The organism is Kitasatospora sp. NPDC098663, assembly GCF_044760075.1.
Taxonomy (GTDB): Bacteria; Actinomycetota; Actinomycetes; order Streptomycetales; family Streptomycetaceae; genus Kitasatospora.
In genome coordinates this window covers 44,053-60,362 of record NZ_JBIWAP010000038.1, presented here as the reverse complement: position 1 = coordinate 60,362, position 16,310 = coordinate 44,053, and the positions used below count along the sequence as shown (strand labels likewise).

Annotated in this window: 19 protein-coding genes; 10 read left to right on the top strand and 9 right to left on the bottom strand. The window is 72.3% G+C overall.

From position 1 onward, the window contains the following. Positions 1-114 precede the first annotated feature (114 nt). Positions 115-288: a CsbD family protein gene (locus ACIQVZ_RS32040; RefSeq protein ID WP_350878930.1), complete on the top strand. Its 174-nt coding sequence runs from the start codon at positions 115-117 to the stop codon at positions 286-288. Between the two features lie 89 nt (positions 289-377). On the opposite strand, the gene ACIQVZ_RS32035 is transcribed toward ACIQVZ_RS32040, so the two are convergent. Both ACIQVZ_RS32035 and ACIQVZ_RS32030 read right to left on the bottom strand, forming a co-directional pair. Then, complete coding sequence (locus ACIQVZ_RS32035; RefSeq protein WP_402454816.1) at positions 378-653, bottom strand: hypothetical protein; 276 nt, start codon at positions 651-653, stop codon at positions 378-380. A gap of 5 nt (positions 654-658) precedes the next feature. Continuing rightward, positions 659-919: a hypothetical protein gene (locus ACIQVZ_RS32030; RefSeq protein WP_350878932.1), complete on the bottom strand. Its 261-nt coding sequence runs from the start codon at positions 917-919 to the stop codon at positions 659-661. Between the two features lie 362 nt (positions 920-1,281). Between ACIQVZ_RS32030 and ACIQVZ_RS32025 the strand changes: the two genes are divergently transcribed. Further along, on the top strand, positions 1,282-2,268 hold the full coding sequence (locus tag ACIQVZ_RS32025) for a LuxR C-terminal-related transcriptional regulator (RefSeq protein WP_402454815.1): 987 nt from the start codon (positions 1,282-1,284) through the stop codon (positions 2,266-2,268). Between the two features lie 44 nt (positions 2,269-2,312). Here the strand turns inward: ACIQVZ_RS32025 and ACIQVZ_RS32020 are convergent, their stop codons facing one another. After that, a complete protein-coding gene (locus ACIQVZ_RS32020) occupies positions 2,313-3,227 on the bottom strand; it encodes an NAD(P)H-binding protein (RefSeq protein WP_402454812.1) in 915 nt (304 codons plus the stop codon). 129 nt (positions 3,228-3,356) lie between these two features. Then, the gene (locus ACIQVZ_RS32015; RefSeq protein ID WP_402454809.1) at positions 3,357-4,436 is read right to left on the bottom strand and encodes a helix-turn-helix transcriptional regulator; all 1,080 of its coding nucleotides are present in this window, start codon (positions 4,434-4,436) and stop codon (positions 3,357-3,359) included. A 96-nt stretch (positions 4,437-4,532) separates the two neighbouring features. Here ACIQVZ_RS32015 and ACIQVZ_RS32010 point away from each other — a divergent pair, with 96 nt between their 5' ends. Together ACIQVZ_RS32010 and ACIQVZ_RS32005 are read left to right on the top strand one after the other, a co-directional pair. Continuing rightward, complete coding sequence (locus ACIQVZ_RS32010) at positions 4,533-4,931, top strand: VOC family protein (RefSeq protein WP_350878936.1); 399 nt, start codon at positions 4,533-4,535, stop codon at positions 4,929-4,931. Positions 4,932-5,114: 183 nt separating this feature from the next. Next, positions 5,115-5,588: a nucleoside deaminase gene (locus tag ACIQVZ_RS32005; RefSeq protein WP_350878937.1), complete on the top strand. Its 474-nt coding sequence runs from the start codon at positions 5,115-5,117 to the stop codon at positions 5,586-5,588. 327 nt (positions 5,589-5,915) lie between these two features. Here ACIQVZ_RS32005 and ACIQVZ_RS32000 read toward each other — a convergent pair whose 3' ends face one another. Beyond that, a complete protein-coding gene (locus ACIQVZ_RS32000) occupies positions 5,916-6,284 on the bottom strand; it encodes a PRC-barrel domain containing protein (protein ID WP_350878939.1) in 369 nt (122 codons plus the stop codon). Between the two features lie 116 nt (positions 6,285-6,400). Then, the gene (locus tag ACIQVZ_RS31995; RefSeq protein WP_350878940.1) at positions 6,401-6,853 is read right to left on the bottom strand and encodes an SRPBCC family protein; all 453 of its coding nucleotides are present in this window, start codon (positions 6,851-6,853) and stop codon (positions 6,401-6,403) included. A gap of 328 nt (positions 6,854-7,181) precedes the next feature. Here ACIQVZ_RS31995 and ACIQVZ_RS31990 point away from each other — a divergent pair, with 328 nt between their 5' ends. From ACIQVZ_RS31990 to ACIQVZ_RS31980, 3 genes are all read left to right on the top strand, one after another. After that, positions 7,182-8,258 (top strand): mechanosensitive ion channel family protein, encoded by a 1,077-nt coding sequence (locus tag ACIQVZ_RS31990; RefSeq protein WP_402454806.1) that lies wholly within the window; start codon positions 7,182-7,184, stop codon positions 8,256-8,258. 159 nt (positions 8,259-8,417) lie between these two features. Next, on the top strand, positions 8,418-8,723 hold the full coding sequence (locus ACIQVZ_RS31985; protein ID WP_350878943.1) for a GNAT family N-acetyltransferase: 306 nt from the start codon (positions 8,418-8,420) through the stop codon (positions 8,721-8,723). Positions 8,724-8,840: 117 nt separating this feature from the next. Next, on the top strand, positions 8,841-9,575 hold the full coding sequence (locus ACIQVZ_RS31980; RefSeq protein WP_402454804.1) for an SDR family NAD(P)-dependent oxidoreductase: 735 nt from the start codon (positions 8,841-8,843) through the stop codon (positions 9,573-9,575). Between the two features lie 84 nt (positions 9,576-9,659). On the opposite strand, the gene ACIQVZ_RS31975 is transcribed toward ACIQVZ_RS31980, so the two are convergent. The 3 genes from ACIQVZ_RS31975 to ACIQVZ_RS31965 all read right to left on the bottom strand — a co-directional run bounded on the left by ACIQVZ_RS31975 (position 9,660) and on the right by ACIQVZ_RS31965 (position 12,382). Next, positions 9,660-10,643: an alpha/beta hydrolase gene (locus ACIQVZ_RS31975; RefSeq protein WP_350878945.1), complete on the bottom strand. Its 984-nt coding sequence runs from the start codon at positions 10,641-10,643 to the stop codon at positions 9,660-9,662. A gap of 423 nt (positions 10,644-11,066) precedes the next feature. Beyond that, positions 11,067-11,903 carry an alpha/beta fold hydrolase gene (locus ACIQVZ_RS31970; protein WP_402454801.1) on the bottom strand — a complete coding sequence of 279 codons (837 nt, stop codon included), beginning with the start codon at positions 11,901-11,903 and terminating at the stop codon, positions 11,067-11,069. Positions 11,904-12,019: 116 nt separating this feature from the next. Further along, positions 12,020-12,382, bottom strand: coding sequence for a MerR family transcriptional regulator (locus ACIQVZ_RS31965; protein ID WP_402454799.1), 363 nt, complete (start codon positions 12,380-12,382; stop codon positions 12,020-12,022). Positions 12,383-12,459: 77 nt separating this feature from the next. On the opposite strand from ACIQVZ_RS31965, the gene ACIQVZ_RS31960 reads away from it, so the two are divergent. From ACIQVZ_RS31960 to ACIQVZ_RS31950, 3 genes are all read left to right on the top strand, one after another. Further along, complete coding sequence (locus ACIQVZ_RS31960; protein WP_402454798.1) at positions 12,460-13,749, top strand: MFS transporter; 1,290 nt, start codon at positions 12,460-12,462, stop codon at positions 13,747-13,749. 527 nt (positions 13,750-14,276) lie between these two features. Next, positions 14,277-15,221, top strand: coding sequence for a hypothetical protein (locus tag ACIQVZ_RS31955; protein WP_402454797.1), 945 nt, complete (start codon positions 14,277-14,279; stop codon positions 15,219-15,221). Positions 15,222-15,433: 212 nt separating this feature from the next. After that, positions 15,434-16,231, top strand: coding sequence for a phosphotransferase (locus tag ACIQVZ_RS31950; RefSeq protein ID WP_402454795.1), 798 nt, complete (start codon positions 15,434-15,436; stop codon positions 16,229-16,231). Positions 16,232-16,310 lie beyond the last annotated feature (79 nt).

Here is a 16,310-nt window from a genome sequence, read left to right as displayed (position 1 = left end):
CGCGCCGGCTCCCGGCTGACGGCCGACTCCGGATGTTCCGGGTGTGGAACCGCCGATCCCGGGCAGACGCCGTCCGGGGCGGACCGAGCCCCCACTACCGAGAGGAGTGATCCGATGAGTGCCAAGGACAAGCTGCACAACGCGGCCGAGAAGGTCCACGGCAAGGCCAAGGAAGCCGCCGGACGGGCCACCGGCGACCGGGGCCTTGAGGCCGAGGGCCGGGGCAAACAGATCAAGAGCGACCTGAAGCAGGCCGGCGAGAAGGTCAAGGACATCGGAAAGGACTGACCCGGTGCACGGCGGCCGCGCCCGCGCGGCCGCCGTGCACCAGCCCATGGGAGACGCAATGGGGGTACGTGACCGGCGGGCTGTGCGGGTCAGTGCGGGTGGACGGCGGCGGCGTAGCGGCCGGCCGTTGCTGCGGCGAGGGCCCGGGCCAGCAGGTTCTCGGCCAGGGCGTGCGCGGTGGCCGGGCCGTCCGCGCGGACGAAGAGCACCAGGGCGATGCGGCCCCGGTCCGGCACGGCGCGGACGTGTTCGAGCCCGTGCTCCGGGGTGGCGTGCGCCCACAGGACGTCCTCGACGATCCGCGCCGCGGCGGTCGTGGTGGGCGCACCGCTGGTGTCCACGACGGTGGCCCGGACGGCGAGCACGGCGATCAGTCCCAGCCGATGCCGCTGGCGGACGGGCCGGCCGCGACCGGCGGCACGGTGGTGGAGCCGTCCCAGCCGATGCCGTCCCCGGCCCCGCCCGCCCCGCCCGCCACAACCGTCACGACCGCCGGGACGGCGGTGGGCCCGTCCCAGCCGATGCCCGCCGACGCCGTGGTCGCGGCGGTGGCGGAGGCCGCGGGCGCCAGGATCCCCGACAGGGCGACGGCGACGGCGGCGGTGGCGAGCAGGCGGACGGTCTTGGACATGGCGGCACCCCAGGCGGCTCGTGTGGTGGGAGGTCTGATCGAGGACCAGAGTTTCGGGGGAGGCTGCTCGGCGGTTGCCCCGCCGCTCTCCCGGTGACCACCATCCTGCTGGCACCGCCCGCGCCCCGGAAGGCGAGAGCCCCGTCAGCAACCGGCCTGGCCGCTTCAGGAACCGGCGCCCCGCCGCCCGCCGCGTCGTTCGTGGGATCCCCGTACCCACCACCGGCTCACAGCGGGCGCGTCGAATCGGCCGGACCCCGCCCGGGGCAGGACTGCTTGTGGAGCCGAAGCCGGGCTGGGATGATCCCGATGTGTCGCACGGCGGCACGGCACGTTCGACGTCGCACCGGGGGGCTGCGCGCATGCTGGACATGCTGGGGTTGGACCGTGCCTCGGAGGCCGTCTACCGGGCCATGCTCACCGATCCGCAGGGCGGCGTCAGGGAGTTGTGCGACCAGCTGGGCCTGCCCGAACCCGCCGTACGGGAGGCCCTCGACCGGCTGGCCGATCTGCAGTTGCTCCGGGCCTCCCGGGAGGCCCCCGGGGTTCTGCTGCCGGTGAGCCCCGCGCTCGGGCTGGAGCTGATCCTGCGCCGCCAGGAGCAGGAGCTGCTGCGCCGCCAGCAGGACCTGGAGATCGGCAAGGCCGCGGCCGCCCGGGCGATCGCCGAGTACGCCGACCTGCGGCCGAACACCCCGGTCGAGACCGCCGAGCGCCTGGTGGGCCTGGACGCGATCCAGGCCAAGCTGGAGATCCTCGCCCAGGAGGTCGCCGGGGAGTGCCTGTCCGTGATGCCCGGCGGAGCGCAGTCCCAGGCCAGCCTGGACGCCTCCCGGCCGCTGGACGAGGCGGCCATGCGGCGCGGGGTGGCACTGCTGACGCTCTACCAGGACAGCGTGCGGCACGATCCGGCGACGCTCGCCTACGCCCGCTGGATGACCGAGGAGAGCGGCCTGGTTCGCACCTGCCCGACGCTGCCGCCCCGGATGCTCATCTTCGACCGCCAGGTCGCCGTGGTCCCGATCGACCCGGCCCACACCCGGCTCGGCGCCCTGTGCACGCGCGAGCCCGGGATCGTCGCCTCCCTGGTCGCCCTGTTCGAGCGGACCTGGCAGGCCGCCGTCCCGCTCGGCGCCGACCGGCGCAAGGACACCGAGACCGGCCTCAGCGCCACCGAGCAGGAACTCCTGCGGCTGCTCGCGTCCGGCCTCACCGACGAGGCCGCCGGCCGGAACCTGGGCCTGTCGGCACGCAGCGTCCGCCGCCAGATGGCCGGGCTGATGGAACGCCTCGACGCGTCGAGCCGCTTCGAGGCCGGTCTCAGGGCGGCGCAGCGCGGCTGGCTCTGAGCGGCCGCTCCCCCGGCACCCGGCCGGCTACGGTCACAGGCCGGCTACGGCCGCCGGGCGAGCAGGTCCTTGATCACGGTGTCGAACCCCTGCGGGGGGCGACCGAGAAGGTCGGCGACGTCGTTCGTCGCCCGGTCGTACCGGTTCTCGCCGTGCAGCCTGGCCATCGTGGCGATGTGGTCGAACACGTGGTCCGGCAGGCCCTGGTTCCTGAGGTCGTGCTCCAGCCACTCCTGGTAGGGCACGTCGACGTAGGTCACCTCGCGGCCCAGGGCGGCGGAGAACTCGGCCGCGATGGCCGTCATGTCGCGGGACGGAGCCCCGGTCAGTTCGTAGACGCGGCGGGCCCGGGGAGCAGGGTCGAGCAGGAGCGCGGCGACGACCTCGGCCACGTCGGCGGCCGCGACCGGTGAGGTCCGGGCCGAGCCGAAGGGCAGGCGGATCGTGCCGTCCCGCCGGATCGAAGCGGCCGCCACCTCGGTGAACAGCGGATTCTCCATGAACACGGTGGGCCGGACGTGGACGACCGGCGCCCCGGACCAGTCGAGGACGTGTTCGGCGAGGTAGTGCAGTCGCTGCTGCCGGGACTCGGCGTCGCTGGTGAGGTCCATCTGCGAGACGGTCATCTGCGAGATGCTCACCAGCAGTTCCAGGCCGGCGCTTTCCCGGGCGGCGGCCGCCACCGTCGCCGCGGCCTCCAGGTAGGCGGACGACACGCTCATCCCGAAGTAGGCCCGGCGGCAGCCGGCCAGCGCCTCGACCACGTCCGCCCCACGGGTGAGGTCACCGACCATCACCTCCACGCCGCCCATCGTCCTCAGGTCCGAGGCCCGTTCGTCGTCGTGGTGGACGAGAGCCCTGACGGGCACGTTCCGCGCCCGCAGCCGCTCCAGGATCCTGCGTCCGACTCCGCCGACCCCTCCGCCGGCGCCGGTGACAAGGACAGGTTCTACGAGCACGGCGACTGCCTCCTACCTACCTGCTACCTACCTGACCGGGACATCCGGTGCACTGCCAACGCTCCCGCGCCGGGAAGGTTCCGCAGGCCCTCGGGCGCATCGGCTTCCGTGAGGCCGGAGCGGGACCCCTCAGCGTCCCGTCCGGTCCGGGTCGCAGGCCTGGCGCGCGGAGGCGGCGAGCCGGTCGGCGAGCGCGATGACGAGGCCGCGGAGTTCGTCCGGTCGCTCGATGACGAACGGCCGGTCGAGCGAGGCGAGGACGGGGGGCAGCCAGTCGAGCCGCTCCGCCCGCAGTTCGACGTGCAGCCACCGCTCGGCGTGCGGATCCGTCCCTTCCTCGGGTACGGGCTCCTCGATGCTCGCGACGCCGGCGGGAAGCCGGGCGCGGATCTGCTCGACCGTCCCGTGGATCCGCAGCGTCACTTCGTACCGGTACGCGGCCTTGGCGAACCCGGACAGGACACGCCGGGCCGGGTCGAGCCCGGCGGGCGGTTCGAACGAGCCCGGCAGGGGCCGCGCGTCCGCGATGCGGTCGAGCCGGAAGGTCCGGTCCTGGCCGGTCTCGGGATCAGCCTCGGGATCGGTGCCGGTGACGTACCACCGCCCCGCGTGGGTGACGATCCCGTACGGGTGCAGCGTGCGTTCGCTCCGCCGGCCGTCCCGGGCGGTGTACCTGATCGAGAGCGGGCGGCGATGGCGCACCGCGTCGGCGACGGCGAGCAGGACGCCCGTCTCCGGGGTGGCCGCCTCGCCGGGCTCTGCCGTGAAGGCGAGGGATTCCAGGACGGCGTCGAGCCGACGGGCGAGGCGCTCGGGCAGTACCCGGCGGATCTTGGCCGCCGCCGTCTCGCCCGCGGTCCCGGTCGCGGTCCCGGTCCCGGTCCCGGTCCCGCCCACGGTCCCGCCCGCGGTCCCGGTCGCCGTCAGCAACCCCGCCCTGCGGCCGGCGACGAGGCCGAGCAGCACGGCGAGCGCCTCGTCGTCGTTGAGCATGAGCGGGGGCAGGCGGTACCCGGGGGCGAGCCGGTACCCGCCGTAGCGGCCGCGGACCGCCTCGACGGGGATGTCGAGGTCGACCAGGTGGTCCACGTACCGCCGCACGGTGCGCCCGTCGACGCCGAGCCGGTCGGCGAGTTCGGCCACCGTCCTGATGCCGCCCGACTGCAGGAGTTCCAGGAGGGTGAGCACACGGCTGGTGGGTCGGCCCATGTCCACGAGCCTAGCGCTGATACCGGACCGATTCTGTCCACTATCTCCTCTACCGTCCGGGGTGCAACGGCTTCACCGACCTGAGGAGAGCGCACCATGGACTTCGTTTCGATCCGGATCATCACGGGCGACATCGCCCGCCTCGTCGGCTTCTACGAGCGGGCCACGGGGGTACAGGCGCACTGGTCCACCGAGGACTTCGCCGAACTGCGGACCGCCCGCGGGACCCTCGCGATCGGCAGCACCCGGACCGTGGCGCTGTTCGCGCCCGGCTCCGCCCGTCCGGCCGACAACAACAGCGTGATCCTCGAATTCCTCGTCGCCGACGTGGACGACGTGCACCGGAACCTGACCGAGTTCGTCACCGACTTCGTGACCGAGCCCACCACGATGCCCTGGGGCAACCGGTCGCTCCTGCTCCGCGACCCCGACGGCAACCTCGTCAACTTCTTCACCCCCGTCACGCCGGCGGCCGTCGAGAAGTTCGCCCACTGACGACAGCGGTACCGCCCGGGCGGGAGCCGGTCCCCGCGCACGCTCCACACCGGCTCGCGGGCCCGGGCCGCCGCCGGGGGTGGTCGCGGGCGGAGGGCGGGTGCGGCAACCTGGTACCACCACCCCGCCCGACCGCGACACCATGGGGTCCGCCCCCACCGCCGATCCCCTGAGGAGTACGTCATGACCGACCGCACCCGCGAGCTCCTGCTCGCGGCCATCGAGATCGCGGCCGACGCCCGGGCGCACGGCAACCACCCCTTCGGCGCGCTGCTGACCGACTCCGCCGGGAACGTCCTGCTCACGGCCGAGAACTCGGTGCTGACCGACCGCGATGTCACCGCCCACGCGGAGACCAATCTGGTGCGGGAGGCCTCGCGCACCCTGGCCCCGACGCAGCTCGTCGACGCCGTCCTGTACACGAGCACCGAACCGTGTGCGATGTGCGCCGGGGCGATCTACTGGAGCGGCATCCGCAAGGTCGTCTACGCGCTCGCCGGGGCCGAGCTGAACGCCATCGCCGGGGTGGACCCGGAGGAGCCGGTGCTCGACCTGCCGTGCCGCCAGGTCTTCGCCGCCGGCGGCAGCACCGTGGAGGCGTCCGGCCCGCACCTCTTCGAGGAGGCCTCCGCGGTGCACACGGGGTACTGGGGGTAACACCGCCGGTGGCTCTTGGGCCTCCTCGGTCGGGCTGCTCAGGGCTCCTCAGTCCGGCGGCTCGGGCGGGCGGGGCAGGCCCGGCTCGGGCTCCGGCTCAGGCCCGGGCGGCGCGGGTGACGGCGTGGCGGGGCCCGGGAGCACCGGATCCGGCGGCGGCTCGGGCACGCCGGGCGGCAGCGGAGGATCCGGCACCACCGGCGGACTGACGGGTCCGACGGACTGGGACTGGGACTGGGACTGGCACTGGAGCCGGGACTGAGGCTGAGGCTGAGGCTGAGGCTGGAGCTGCGTGGAACCGTACGGCATGGCTGCTGCTCCCTTTCGTCAGAAGATCCGACCGCCGTAGAACGGGTCGTAGTAGAGCCCGTAGCGGTCGCGGACGTCGGCCGACACGTCGGCCGCGCCGTCGTCGAGGCCGGGACCGTTCCTGATGTCGTCCTTGGACCGGTCGACGTACACCTTCTGCTCGCCGATCTCGATCCGGATCACGGTGCCGGCGGGCAGGAGCACCCGCCTGCCGAGGATCCACGGGCCGGTGTCGACGACCAGGTGCTGGGCGCCGACCTCCTCGGACAGCTTGTCGATCTTGCCGATCGCTCCGTCGGTGGCCTCGACGTGGAAGCCGATGAGGTCGGTGCCCGCCGTGTGGCCGGCGGTGTCCCGGAACTCCCAGATGTTGACGCGATCACTCACGACCGTCTCCTTCCGTCGTCGGGTCTGGCTGTCGGGTTCGGCTGTCAGGTCTGACTGCCTGACCGGTCTGCCGGATCGGTCTGCCGGTACGCTTCGGCTGCCCCCGATCCGGAGGTTCATGCCACCGTGTTGTCGACCGTGGCCTCGACCGGTCCGCCGTCCTCCTCGACGTGGCGCTTGAAGTCGGTCAGGTCGTCGATCACCCGGCGGTCGACGAACCCGAGCGCCTCGGCGAGGTGCTCCCAGAGCCCGTGCGGTTCGACCTCCAGCTGGAACATCACCCGGGTGGCGGCGTCGCCCACGGCGTGGAAGGTGACCACGCCCTGGTGCCGCACCGGGCCGGGGCCGCTGTCCCACGCCACGCGGTCGTTCTCCACCAGCTCCGTGGTCACGGCCGTGAACTCGCGCGGGCCGGCGGCGGTCCGGACCACCCAGCTGGTGTCCGGACCCGACCGGTCGACGCTGACCACACCCCGCATGAACTGCGGGAACTCCTCACACCTGACCCAGCTCTCGTAGACCGTGCCGAGCGGCGCCGCCACCTCGACGGACTCCTCGATCCGGTGCATCGCTCCTCCTGACATGTCGGTGCCCGCCCGGGCCGGCGGGCCTTCAAGCCCCGGCTGCCCCGTTCCCGGGCCGATATGCACCCCGGCCGAACCCTCGACGCGGACCCTCGGCCCGTCCTCCTCACCCGTCTCCCCCCAACCCATCCCCCTCACCCGAACGGCCCATCGCCGTTGTCGGACCCTCACCTCACCTCCGGCAGGTGTGAATCCCGCCGAACGGGAAAGCGGGGTCCGGGAAGCGGGCCCGGGGAAGGCCCGCCCACAGCGCCGGCCCGGGGAAGGCCGGCCCACAGCGCCGCGTCGCGGCCGTCGCGGGAGGAGAGCGAGCGTGTGGTGGAGCCTGTTCCGTCTGCTCCTGGCAGGTTCGGGGGTGGCCCTGACCACCTACGTCCTGGACCGGACCGCCGAACGGCTGGTCCGCAGATTCGCCCCGCACCGGCCCGGCAGCGTCATGCCGGGGATGCTGCGCAACTGCCGGCTCCCCCTGATCACCGTGCTCGCCGCCTCCCTGTCCCTCACCGTCCAGCCGTGGGTCGGCGGTTCGCCCAGGACCCGGGAGCAGCTGCACCACGTCCTGGTCCTGCTGGCGATCGCCTCCGGCGGATGGCTCGGCGCCCGGGTGGTCGGGCTCGTCGTCGAAGGCGCCGTCCGCCTCGCCGTCCACCGCCGCGACCCCTCCTCGGCCGGCCGCGCCCGCACCCAGGCGGGTCTGCTCGGCCGGATCTGCCAGGCGATCATCGCGATCGCCGCCCTGGGCGCGATGCTGATGACCTTCCCCTCCGTGCGCGGCATCGGGACCAGTCTGCTCGCGTCCGCGGGCCTGGTCGGCGTGGTCGCGGGCATCGCCGCGCAGAGCGTGCTGGCCAACCTCTTCGCCGGGGTGCAGCTGGCCTTCGGCGACCTGGTCCGGATCGGCGACGTGGTCGTGGTGTCCGGCGAGTGGGGCACCGTGGAGGAGATCACCCTCACCGCGGTGGTGATCGCCACCTGGGACCAGCGCCGTCTGGTGATGCCGATGTCCTACTTCGCCGGCCGCCCGTTCGAGAACTGGTCGCGCCGCTCCAGCCGGATCACCGGCACCGCCTTCCTCCACCTCGACCACCGGGCCCCGGTCCCCCTGCTGCGCGAGGAGTTCGACGCGTTCCTCGCCGACAACCCCCTCTGGGACGGCCAGGGCAGCGCCCTCCAGGTCGTCGACACCACGCCCACCACCATCGTGGTCCGGCTCCTGGCGACCGCCGCCAACGCCGACGACGCGTTCTCCCTCCGCTGCCAGCTCCGCGAACACCTGGTGACGCACATCTGCGAACACCACCCCGAGGCGCTCCCCCGGGTGTCCGTCACCCCGGCGCCCCGGACCGAGCCGGACACCCCACGCGCCCCCTTCCCCCCGCCCGCTCAGTAGCCGCTCAGCAGGGCACGCACCCGTCGCAGCTCCTCCGGGCCGCGCCGGGCAAACCTGCCGCCCGACCGTTCGGACAAATGTTTATTCTTCAACTATAGTAGTCATGCCGCGCCACCCGCCACCGGCCCTCCCGGGCCGCCCCCACCTTGCGGAGGAACCATGGACCAGCTCGTCACCGACAACACCGAGAAGTCGCGCTTCGAGATCCAGGACGGCGGAGAACTCGCCGGCTTCGCCGAGTACCACCGCTCCGACGACGAGATCGCCTTCATCCACACCGAGATCGACCCCCGCTTCGAGGGCCGCGGCCTGGCCGGCCGACTGGCACGCGCGGCCCTGGACACGGCCCGCGAACAGGCACTCGCCGTCCTGCCCTACTGCCCCTTCATCCGCGGCTGGATCACCAAGCACCCCGAGTACACCGACCTGGTCCCCGCCTCCCACCGCGCCCGCTTCGGCCTCTGAGCCTCAGGCCGGCCGGCGAGACGGCGAGAAGCGGGAGGCTCCCCAGCCCCATATGGCCAACTTCCCTGCCGGGGAGGCGGCTTGCCGGACGAGGCAATGCCTCGCACAATCACTGTTATGTCCACAACCAACTCGGGAAATCACTCCACGCCGCCCCCGGCCGCCGGCAGGCGCGTGCTCCTGATCGGCGCGTCCCGGGGCCTCGGCCTCGCCCTCGCCCAGGAATGGGCGCGGGCCGGCTGGCAGGTCCTGGCCACCGTGCGCGGTGCGGGCCGGACCGGGCTGCACGAGCTCGCCGACGCCCACGCCGGGCAGGTCGAGATCGAGACCGTCGACATCACCGAGCCCGAGCAGGTCGCGGCGCTGCACCGTCGCCTGGCCGGCCGGACGTTCGATCTGCTCTTCGTGAACGCCGGCGTCACGAACCAGCCCGAGGGCACGGTGGCGCAGACCTCCACCGAGGAGTTCGTCCGGGTCATGGTCACCAACGCGCTGAGCCCGCTGCGCGTCATCGAGGCCCTCCAGGACCTCGTCGAGCCGGCGGGCACGATCGCGGTGATGTCCTCGGGCCAGGGCAGCGTGGCCAACAACGAGCACGGCGGCCACGAGGTGTACCGCGGCAGCAAGGCCGCGCTCAACACGTTCATGCGCAGCTACGCGGCCCGCCACAGCGGCGAACCCCGGCCCCTGGTCCTCATGGCCCCCGGCTGGGTGCGCACCGACATGGGCGGCTCGGACGCCCTGCTCGGCATCGACGAGAGCATCCCGAACGTGGTCAGGACGCTCGACGCCCTCCGCAGCAACCCGGGCCTGCACTACGTCGACTACCTCGGCCGAACCGTGGCCTGGTGAGCGCGGCGCTCCGGAACACCACGGCGCCGATGGGCCGCGAGTTCGACCCGACCGTCGAGCCCGCGCAGCGCCCTGCTCCCCCGCTCAGGAGGGGAGGGACGCGAGCCAGTCGGTCAGGATCCGGTTGACCTCGGTGGGGCGTTCCTGCTGGACCCAGTGCCCGCAGCCGTCGAGGACGTGGCTGGAGAGCAGGCCGGGCAGGGTCGCGGGGTAGGCCGCGATCGCGTCGGCCAGCCAGGTGGTGGAGGCGTCCCGGCCTCCGCCGATGAACAGGGACGGCTGGGTGACGGGGGCGCCGTCGAAGTCGGCGAGGTCCTCCCAGTCCCGGTCCATGTTCCGGTAGCGGCCCAGCGCTCCGCTCATGCCGGTTCGCTCGAACTCTCCGGCGTAGACGTCGAGTTCCTCCGCGCCGAGCCAGCCGGGCCGCCGTCCGGCGGGGAACCGGTCGCGAAGTGTCCCGCCACGGCTGACGAAGTGCGGGTCGGGTGCGCCGTCCGCCGGCATGGTGTCGGCGGACAGCGCGGCGTAGAAGCCCGCGAGCCAGCCGCGCACGTCAGGTTCGATCTCGGCCTCGGCCCGGCCCGGCTCCTGGAAGTAGGAGACGTAGAACTCCTCGTCGCCGCCCAGTTGCCCGAAGACCTCGCTGGGCCTCGGTCCGCCCCGCGGGAGGTAGGGAACGCTCAGCAGCCCCACGGCGCGGAAGACGTCCGGTCGGATCAGGGCGGAGTTGGCGGCGATGGTCGAACCCCAGTCGTGGCCGACGATCACCGCGGACCGTTCACCCAGGGCGTGCACCACCGCGACGTTGTCCTCGACCAGGTCGAACATCCGGTACGCGGCCACCTCCTCGGGCCTGGAGGAGCGCCCGTACCCGCGGACATCGATGGCGACCGCGCGGTATCCGGCAGCGGCCAGCACCGGCAGCTGGTGGCGCCAGGAGTACCAGGACTCCGGGAACCCGTGCAGCAGCAGGACCAGCGGCCCGGTGCCCTGCTCCACCAGGTGGATCCGGCCGGCTGGCGAGGGAACCAGCCGGTGGGTGGGGCCCGTGGTCCGCGACGGTGACATGTGTCCTCCTGGGATCTCGATCCGGCGTACACCAAGTTCGCTTCGGCGAACCGCCATTCGACGACCTGCTGTTCGGCAGTGTGCCGCCGATGCGGTGCTGACGCAGTGCCGATCATGCTGCGCGCGCACCGAGGAGGGCGAGGCTTGTTGCCATTTCAGCAAAGCAACCCGCGGCCCGCCCGTGGCGACGCTCCGATCGGTCGCCCCGATGGCCCGCACGGCTGCGCCCTCGCGAGCGACGCGCCGCCCAGGTGTCCGATCCAGGTGTCCGATCCAGGTGTCCGATCCAGGTGTTCCGTAGGCAAACGCCCGGTTCCGGGCGGCCGAAGCGGCATCAAACCCACCGAGTCGTTCGGCACAGCCACATGTTTCTCGCGAAGGTGTGCAGGGTGGCGCCGAGACGACACAGGTTCGCGCTGCGGGTCACCGATTCACGCTGGCGGGGCGTGGACGGGGACGGGGGCGGGAGCGGGGCAGTTCGTCGAGCCAGGCGCCGATGAGGCCCTGGACGGTCTCGGCGCACTCGACCTGCGGGTTGTGGCCGACGCCGTCGAGCACCGTCGCCGCCATCCGGGGGTAGTGGTCGAGCAGGGCGAGTTGGTCTCGCCAGCCCACCAGGGCGTCCTGCCGGGTGGTGACCAGCAGGTGCCGGCCCTGGTGCTCCGGCGCGCGGTGTTCGGGCCAGTACGGCAGCAGGAAGTCGGCTTCGAGTTCGGCGGCGGCCGCCGGGTCGTGCGCGCGCCATCCCGGCCGGACGTACTGCTCGAAGAGCTTCCAGTTGCGCGCGGTGTGACGGGCCATGACGAGACCGAAGAGTTCGCGGTCGGCGGGCGGGAGCCGGTCGAGGAGCTTGTCGTCGCGCTCGGCCACGGTCGTGCCGGGCAGGGTCCGGTCGGGGCCCCAGTGCACGACCGGTACGAGCAGCGCCGAGCCCAGGACCTGCGCCCCGAACCTCGCCGTCACCGCGCGGGCCAGCTGTCCGCCGAACGACTGCCCGAGCACGGCGAAGGGCTGCTCACCCAGTTCGGCGTGGATCCAGTCGAGGACGGCGTCGGCCAGGGTGGCCGCCGAGGTCGGCCCCGGCAGCCGGGGGCTGGCGCCGTGGCCGGGGAGGTCGAGGTAGAGCCGCCGCCACCCGGGGCGGTCGGCGAAGGCAGGTTCGATGGGGAGCAGGACCCGGTGGTCGACGGTGTAGCCGTGGATCATGACGAGCGGTGTGCCGTCGCCGAGTTCGAGGTGCCGGATGGCGGAGTCGGTCATGACGGAAGGTTCCAACTATCACACCAATGGCAAGGTCAAGCCGACCGCCCGACAGGCCGCCCGCAGCGCATCCCGACGTCGACTCACGCCTCGGGCACGAACCTCGGGCCCACGCCTCAGGCCCGGCTCTTGACCTCGGTCAAGTACTCCCGGATGGCATCACGATTGCGGGTCAGGCACTGGATCCGACGGGTCATCCGCTCCGTCTCGGACTCCAGGGTGCCGATCATCTCCGGTGTGGCGTCGGCGAAGTGGATCGTCCGCGGGCTGTCAAGGCAGGGCAGGATCTGCTTGATGATCCGCGTGGGCAGTCCGGCGTCCAGGAGTCCGCGGATTTGCAGGACCCGGTCGACGAGGTAGTCGTCGTAGGCGCGATAGCCGTTCGCCTCGCGGTGCGCGGTGATCAGGCCCTGCTGCTCGTAGTAGCGCAGCAGGCGCGGAGGAGTGTCCGTCAGCCGGGCGAGTTCGCCGATACGCATGTGACCACCCTCACGCCCGACCGGTGCCGTTCCGGGCTGGACCTTGACATCGATGTCAAGGATAGACGATCGGGCCCATGCCCGAACTTCACTCCCCCAGCCCCTCGAACAGCCCCTCGGACCCACCCACCGCCCGGCTTTCCCGACCCTCGAACCGGCCCATCCGGCTTCCCCGACCCTCGGACCCGCCCGCCGCCCGGCTTCCCTGGCCCAGCCTGCTGGCCCTGAGCACCGCCGGATTCGTCACCATCATGACCGAGGCCCTGCCCGCCGGCGTGCTGCCCGCGATGAGTGCGGACCTCCACGTCAGCCAGTCCGGCGCCGGGCAGTCCGTCACGCTCTACGCGGCCGGTTCCATCGCGGCCGCCATACCGCTGACCGCCGCTACCGCCGGCTGGCCGCGCAAGCGCCTCCTGCTGCTGTCCGTCGGCGGCTTCGCCGCGGCCAACGCCGTCACCGCGGTCTCGACGAACTACCCCCTCACCATGGCGGCGCGCTTCACCGCGGGCCTGGTCGCAGGCCTGCTCTGGGCCCTGCTGGCCGGGTACGCCCGCAGCATCGTCGCGCCAGAGCAGCGCGGCAGGGCGATGGCCGTCGCCATGGGCGGCTCGACGGTCGCCCTGTCGGTGGGCGTGCCCGCCGGCACCCTGGTCGCCGCACTGGTGGGCTGGCGCACCACCTTCGGGCTGATGAGCGCCGTCGCCGTGGCACTCACCGCCTGGATGCTCGCCGCGCTCCCGACCGTCCCGGGGCGGCCCGGCCCCGCCCGCACCCCCGTCCGGCAGGTGCTGCGGATCCCGGGGGTGGCGGCCGTCCTCACCGTCACGGCGGCCTTCGTCCTCGCCCACAACCTGCTCTACACGTACGTCGCGGCGCTGCTCGCGCCCCTGGGACTCGGCGGCCGGACCGACACCGTCCTGCTCGTCCTCGGGCTGTCCTCCCTGGTGAGCATCCTCGGTACCGGGGCGCTGATCGACCGCCACCTGCGCACCCTGACGATCGCCGCCTGCGCCCTTCTCTCCGCCGCGGCCCTGTCCGTCGCCGCCGCCCTGCTCACCGGCACCTCCTGGCCCGTCTACGGCAGTGCCGCAGTCTGGGGTCTCGCCTTCGGTGGCGCCGCCACCCTCCTGCAGACGGCGGTGGCCGACGCGGCCGGCCCGGCCGGGGACATCGCCCAGTCCCTGCTCGTCACCTGCTGGAACCTCGGGATCGCCGGCGCCGCGCTCGCGGGCGGCCTCCTCCTCGACCATGGCGGCCCGAGCACGTTGCCCTGGTCCGCCCTGGCCCTGCTCGCCGCCGCCCTGACCGTCACCGCCGCCGCCCGCCGCCACGGATTCCCCGGCCGCACCGGCCGCCCGACCGGCTGAACGGTCCCGCCGTCCGGTCGATGCACCTGCGCCCTGGATCGAAGTTCGTCAACACAGGCACGGCCTCGTCGCGCGCCTGCGCTGTCCTGCGTACGTGTGACGGGGTCAGGTGGTGCAGGTGGGGACGTTGTCGAGCCAGGCCGGGCCCTGGGCGTAGATGTTGCCGATCCAGCCGCGGTAGTCCGGCAGGTAGGACCAGGCGTCGTTGACGTAGCCCCCGGCACGACAGCCTCGACAGCAGGCTGGAGAACATCAAGAAGGTCCACGCGGATCTCGAAGAGTTGCAGAAGAAGGTCGGCGAGGAGTGGCACCACCCGGCAGTCGGATCCGCAGCCCCAAGGAATTTGACTGATAGTCAACGATCAGAGCGAGGCCGCTCTCGACCGACTGACGTGTGAACGTGATCGCTCGCTGACCGTGTCGACCTTCGATCGGTGTGCGTGCTACGTTCCGTGCCCTAACCACACATAAGCGACCCCGGCAGCGCGCCAACGCTCCGGGGTCCGGCAACAGGAGACCAACTCCCGATGCGCGTCCATCGTAGCGCCCACGTGCGCGATTTCACCGTGCTGCCCAACGCCATGCTGCAGTACCGGCGGCTGTCCTACACCGCTCGCGGTCTGCTCGCCGATCTCCTCTCCCGCCCCGACGGCTGGCGCGAGGACGGCCGGCACATGGCCGACACCAGCCCCCAGGGGCGCAGCGCCATCCGCAAAGCGCTCAAAGAGCTGACCGAGGCGGGCTTCTACCGGGTCGAGAAGATCCGGATGCCCGACGGCACGATCATCACCGAGACCCACGTCTACGACACCCCACAGCTGACGGCGCCGCCGGGTGCCGACCGTCCGGCCCCCGGCGAAGGGACCACCGGCGCCGCTGACACCCTGGTAAAGAACCCGGCGAAAGAACCCACCCTCCCCTCCCGGCAGTCCGGAAAACCGGTCACCGCCGTCGCTGAGCCACGGACGAGGACGGATGGGCAGGAGGAAACCGTCGAAGACGACGCGCCGGACGAACAGCTCCGCGAGGCGGTCGCCACCCTGTTCCGCGTCATCCGCCCCGAACCACGCCTGCGCCTGGGCGAAGCCGAAGCACGCGAACTCGCGCCCCTGGTCGCCCAATGGCTGGCACGCGGCAGCACACCCACCGACCTCACCCAAGCCCTGCTCCCAGGCCTGCCCACCCCGGTGTACTCGGCGGTCGCCGTGCTCCGCTACCGCCTGGAACGCAAGATGCCACCCGACCAACCCGCCGAACGACCCACCGCAACCCGCCACACCGAGTGCACCAAATGCCACGACCCCGTCCCCCAACCCGGCATCTGCCGCACGTGTGCGGGCCTCGGCACACGAACACCCGCCATCGGTGGGGGCGAAGCGGCCACCCGCCGGGGTGCGGCCCGCGCCAGGACGGCCCTGCGGGCCGCAAGGACCGCCGGCATGAACCTGGGGAGACTGGCCTCCGTCGGATAGCCCTTCCCCAACGCCGAGTTCAGGCGCGCGGCCGAAGTCCAGCGCCAGCCCCAGAACACTTCAAGGAGCGACTCGCAGCTGTCCGTATCGTGCCGACGCCACCTGTGAACGTCCACCGTGCGCCGGTACCGTCCTTGTAACAGCGCGGACCTGCGGGGCCGGTGTGGCCGCGATCTCGGGAGAGCAGCCGCGTTCGAGGAGGAACACACCCGATGACGAGGACCTTCACCAAGACGTTCGCGGACCCCCACACCCAGCAGCGCTCCCTGGCCCACCACCGCTGGATCGCCCGCGCCAACCCCGGCGTACGCATCCCCCACGTCGTCCACGTCCACCCCACCGCGATCGACTACGAGCACCTCGACGGCCACCACGGCACCCCTGACGACCTGCTGACCCTGGCCGACCTCCTCGGCCACCAGCACACCACCGCCCACACCCACGACCTGCACGCCGCCCGCATGAACGCACCCCACAGCAGCACCGACCACACCAACGACGACGTCACGATCGACGACTTCGCCGACAGCCGCCGCGAGCGCCTCCACCGGCTTCTGGCCACCGGCACCGTACCGTCCCCGCTCCTGACCCCCGGCGCGATCGACGACTGGCTGGAACGCGCCGCCACCATGCCCGCCGCCTTCTACAAGGACGCCAACCCACGCAACTTCCTCATCACCGACACCACGGTCGCCGTCGTCGACTTCGACTCCCTCACCCTCGCCCCCTTCGGCTACGACCTCGCCAAGATCATCGTCACCATCTCCATGACCGCCGGTCCCCTGCCCCAGGACACCATCCGGCGGGCCGTGGCCGCCTACAACCGCCACCCCGAGCAGCGCGGTCTTCCCGGATGTTCCTGGCGCGAGTTCGCCGCATGGTGCGAGTTCCACCACATCCTCACCACGCCCCACCACGGCACCAACGGCTACCGGTACAGCTGGCACGCGATCAGGCCGGCCTGGACCACCGACCTTCTCCGGAACTCCGACAAGGAGTGGGCACCGTGACGAACACCAGCATGACGCTCCACTCGGTCTGTCAACGACAATGTGACACATCTGTGTGATGATCCAATTCCAGACGGCG

What these genes read in the sequence shown, in the direction of transcription:
- ACIQVZ_RS32015 (WP_402454809.1), bottom strand. Translation starts at nt 4,436, where the DNA reads ATGGGCCGACCCACCAGCCGTGTGCTCACCCTCCTGGAACTCCTGCAG.
- ACIQVZ_RS32040 (WP_350878930.1), top strand. Translation starts at nt 115, where the DNA reads ATGAGTGCCAAGGACAAGCTGCACAACGCGGCCGAGAAGGTCCACGGC.
- ACIQVZ_RS31950 (WP_402454795.1), top strand. Translation starts at nt 15,434, where the DNA reads ATGACGAGGACCTTCACCAAGACGTTCGCGGACCCCCACACCCAGCAG.
- ACIQVZ_RS31980 (WP_402454804.1), top strand. Translation starts at nt 8,841, where the DNA reads ATGTCCACAACCAACTCGGGAAATCACTCCACGCCGCCCCCGGCCGCC.
- ACIQVZ_RS31985 (WP_350878943.1), top strand. Translation starts at nt 8,418, where the DNA reads ATGGACCAGCTCGTCACCGACAACACCGAGAAGTCGCGCTTCGAGATC.
- ACIQVZ_RS32005 (WP_350878937.1), top strand. Translation starts at nt 5,115, where the DNA reads ATGACCGACCGCACCCGCGAGCTCCTGCTCGCGGCCATCGAGATCGCG.
- ACIQVZ_RS32025 (WP_402454815.1), top strand. Translation starts at nt 1,282, where the DNA reads ATGCTGGACATGCTGGGGTTGGACCGTGCCTCGGAGGCCGTCTACCGG.
- ACIQVZ_RS32030 (WP_350878932.1), bottom strand. Translation starts at nt 919, where the DNA reads ATGTCCAAGACCGTCCGCCTGCTCGCCACCGCCGCCGTCGCCGTCGCC.
- ACIQVZ_RS31955 (WP_402454797.1), top strand. Translation starts at nt 14,277, where the DNA reads ATGCGCGTCCATCGTAGCGCCCACGTGCGCGATTTCACCGTGCTGCCC.
- ACIQVZ_RS31970 (WP_402454801.1), bottom strand. Translation starts at nt 11,903, where the DNA reads ATGACCGACTCCGCCATCCGGCACCTCGAACTCGGCGACGGCACACCG.
- ACIQVZ_RS31975 (WP_350878945.1), bottom strand. Translation starts at nt 10,643, where the DNA reads ATGTCACCGTCGCGGACCACGGGCCCCACCCACCGGCTGGTTCCCTCG.
- ACIQVZ_RS31965 (WP_402454799.1), bottom strand. Translation starts at nt 12,382, where the DNA reads ATGCGTATCGGCGAACTCGCCCGGCTGACGGACACTCCTCCGCGCCTG.
- ACIQVZ_RS31960 (WP_402454798.1), top strand. Translation starts at nt 12,460, where the DNA reads ATGCCCGAACTTCACTCCCCCAGCCCCTCGAACAGCCCCTCGGACCCA.
- ACIQVZ_RS32010 (WP_350878936.1), top strand. Translation starts at nt 4,533, where the DNA reads ATGGACTTCGTTTCGATCCGGATCATCACGGGCGACATCGCCCGCCTC.
- ACIQVZ_RS31995 (WP_350878940.1), bottom strand. Translation starts at nt 6,853, where the DNA reads ATGCACCGGATCGAGGAGTCCGTCGAGGTGGCGGCGCCGCTCGGCACG.